Annotated in this window: 3 protein-coding genes; 2 read left to right on the top strand and 1 reads right to left on the bottom strand. The window is 61.1% G+C overall.

Going from position 1 to position 3121, the window contains the following annotated elements:
• Positions 1–210: 210 nt before the first annotated feature.
• Together bla and Q7U29_RS25560 are read left to right on the top strand one after the other, a co-directional pair.
• Complete coding sequence (gene bla, locus Q7U29_RS25555) at positions 211–1278, top strand: subclass B3 metallo-beta-lactamase (RefSeq protein ID WP_304746065.1); 1068 nt, start codon at positions 211–213, stop codon at positions 1276–1278.
• Between the two features lie 13 nt (positions 1279–1291).
• On the top strand, positions 1292–2311 hold the full coding sequence (locus Q7U29_RS25560; protein ID WP_304746067.1) for a DUF1254 domain-containing protein: 1020 nt from the start codon (positions 1292–1294) through the stop codon (positions 2309–2311).
• A gap of 5 nt (positions 2312–2316) precedes the next feature.
• Here the strand turns inward: Q7U29_RS25560 and thiD are convergent, their stop codons facing one another.
• Positions 2317–3117, bottom strand: coding sequence for a bifunctional hydroxymethylpyrimidine kinase/phosphomethylpyrimidine kinase (thiD, locus tag Q7U29_RS25565; RefSeq protein ID WP_304746069.1), 801 nt, complete (start codon positions 3115–3117; stop codon positions 2317–2319).
• Positions 3118–3121 lie beyond the last annotated feature (4 nt).

The raw sequence follows: 3121 nt of genomic DNA on the forward strand, positions 1-3121 counted from the left end.
GATCTTCCCGAATTGTCCGCGCTACATCCCGGACATGCAGCTGGTCGATCCCTCGATCTACGCGCCGCGACCGGGCTACGACGCGCCGGAGCCGGTGTGGAAGGATTTTGAGATTTTCAAGGATTGGGTGCACCCGCGGCAACCGACTTTTGGCGGTTGACGGCTGGAAGCGACGGGCCGACGGTGACGCGCCGAAATGGCGGATGCCCCGTGGATGCCATTTTTTCCCGATGGCCTCGCTTGAAAGTTGCATCTGGCAGTTTTAACCTGCCCTTCTCCGGAAAGGGGGAGGGTGCAATGCGAAGCATTTGCCATCTCAAAGCTCTAAGTGTTTCCGCCCTCGCTTTGGCCGGCTTATTCGGCGCAACGTCGTGGCCCGCACCCCAAGCGCGTTCGCAGACCGCGCCGCCCAATCTTCCAACAAAGGAAGACCTGGCGCGAGACAACAATCTGTTTCTGTCGCTCGCGCGCAAGTTCCTCAAATGGGATGAGCCCGAAGAGCCGGTCAGGATTGTCGGTCCCATCTACTTCGTCGGCACCAAGGGGCTCGGCGCCTTCCTGTTCACAACCTCGGAAGGGCACGTCCTGATGAACACCGGGATGCCCCCTTCCGGCGCGATGATGGTCGATTCTATTCGCAAGCTCGGGTTCAAACCCGAAGACATCAAGATCATGATCAACGGCCACGCGCACGTTGACCACGCGGGCGCATTCGCTTTCTTCAAAAAACTTTCCGGCGCGCAGGTAGCGATCATGAAGGATGACGTCCCGTTGATCGAGAGCGGCGGCCGGGGCGACTTCAAGTACGCCAACGATTTTTCCTATGAGGTAGTCAAGGTCGACCGCGTCCTGCGCGACGGCGATACGGTAAGGCTCGGCGATCTGCTGCTGACCGCCTATCATACGCCAGGCCATACGAAGGGCGCGACCACCTGGGTCATGAACATGGTCGTCGAAGGGAAGCCCTATGTCGTCGTGTTCCCCGATGGGGCCGGATTCAACCCTGGCTACCGGCTGGCGAAGGATCCGATTTATCCGGGCATCAACGCGGACTTTCGCCGCACGCACCACTATCTGGAGATGCTGAAGCCCGACATCTGGCTCGCGCAGCACAACGAGTACTACGACTTCGAAGCCAAGCGGAAGCGGGCGCTGACGGAGGGCGTGAAAGCGTGGATCGATCCGGAGGGATACCGCCGTTTCATCGCCGGGAAAAAGCAAGCCTTCGAGGACGAGGTCGACGAAGAGTTGGGTGTGCCGAAGGCCACGGCGAAGTGATCGGGAGGGTTGCATGCGCAAAAGTCAACCAGTGCTCGTTATCCTCGGTGTGTGGCTCGCGCTGGCCGGGGTGTCATTCGCCGAAGACAAGAAGCCCCTGACGGTTACGGTCGGCAATTTCATTCGCGCCGAGACGGATTATTACTTCAAGACCCGGGAATTCGGGAAACTGAACCATGCCCGGAATATGGCGCCGATCGACAAGCAGGACGTCGTGCGGATGAACCGCGATACGCTGTATTCCTCGGCGGTCTTCGACCTTGATGCGGCTCCTGTGACCATCACGCTGCCCAATGCGGGAAAGCGGTTCATGTCGATGCAGGTCATCTCGCAGGATCACTACACCACCGAAGTCGTCTATGGGCCGGGCCGCTTTACCTACGAGAAAGACAGGATCGGCACTCGCTATGTATTCCTGCTGATTCGAACCCTCGCCAATCCCGAAGATCCGGCCGACCTGAAAGCCGCCAATGCGGTTCAAGATGCAATCAAGGTCGAACAGGCGAAATCCGGAAAGTTTGAAGTACCGAACTGGGACAAGGCATCGCAGGACAAGGTGCGAGAGGCCTTGAATGCGCTGGCGCCGCTGCGCGGGGACGACACCGGCGCCATGTTCGGTAATCGAAACGAAGTCGATCCGGTTGCGCATCTCATCGGCACGGCGATCGGATGGGGCGGAAATCCAAGATACGCCGCAGTGTACGACACCGTCTATCCGAAGGACAACGATGGCAAGACCGTTCACAAACTGACGGTCAAGGACGTGCCGGTCGATGGCTTCTGGTCGGTCAGCCTCTACAACGCCAAGGGTTTCTTCGAGAAGAACGACCGCAACGCCTATTCGCTCAACAACCTCACGGCGAAGCCGAATGCCGACGGATCGTTCACGGTTCAGTTCGGCGGCTGCGGCAAGGACACGCCGAACTGCCTTCCGATCATGGCGGGGTGGAACTACGCCGCGAGGCTCTACCGGCCGCGCAAGGAGATCATCGACGGCACCTGGAAATTTCCGGTGGCGCAGCCGGTAAACTGACGAGCCTAATAAAACCCGTGAAAATGATGGATCGGCCCGTGGCCATGGCCGACACCGAGACGGTCGGCCGCCGCGATCGCGGCGCTGACCCAGGCTTTCGCATTTCGCACCGCGGTTTCCAGGTCCTCGCCCTTTGCCAATCCGGCGGCGACGGCCGATGACAGCGAACAGCCGGTGCCGTGGGTGTTTCGGGTGGCGATGCGCGGCGCTGCCAGCGCGATGGCGCCGCTGGCGGTGACCAGATAGTCGATGCTCTCGGCGCCCTGCCCATGCCCGCCCTTGATCAGCACCGCCGGACACCTCATCGCCAGCAGCCGCTGGCCCTGGCTCTCGATCGCGGCCTCGTCAGCGGCAACCGGTTCATTCAGCAAGGCGGCGGCCTCCGGCATGTTCGGCGTGATCAGCGACGCCAGCGGAATGAGTTTTGCGCGCAAGGCATCGACGGCTTCGGACGCCAGCAGCCGGTCGCCCGATGTCGCGACCATCACGGGATCGAGCACGATGTGTTTCGGCGACCATTTTTGGAGTCCCGCGGCGATGGCATCGATCACGGCGAGGTCCGCGACCATGCCAATCTTGACGGCCGCAACGTCGAGATCACTGAACACGGCATCGATCTGCGCGGTGACGAAATCGGCAGGCACCTGATGAATGCCGGTGACGCCCATGGTGTTCTGCGCGGTCAGGGCCGTGATGACGGAGGCGCCGTAGACGCCGAGCGCGGCAAAACTCTTGAGATCGGCCTGGATGCCGGCGCCGCCGGAGGAATCCGAGCCGGCGATGGTGAGCGCGATGGGAATCGTCATGGTT

It is taken from the genome of Bradyrhizobium sp. (assembly GCF_030654605.1).
Taxonomy (GTDB): Bacteria; Pseudomonadota; Alphaproteobacteria; order Rhizobiales; family Xanthobacteraceae; genus Bradyrhizobium.

Coding starts and splice junctions, on each gene's coding strand:
- thiD (WP_304746069.1), bottom strand. CDS start 3,117: ATGACGATTCCCATCGCGCTCACCATCGCCGGCTCGGATTCCTCCGGC.
- Q7U29_RS25560 (WP_304746067.1), top strand. CDS start 1,292: ATGCGCAAAAGTCAACCAGTGCTCGTTATCCTCGGTGTGTGGCTCGCG.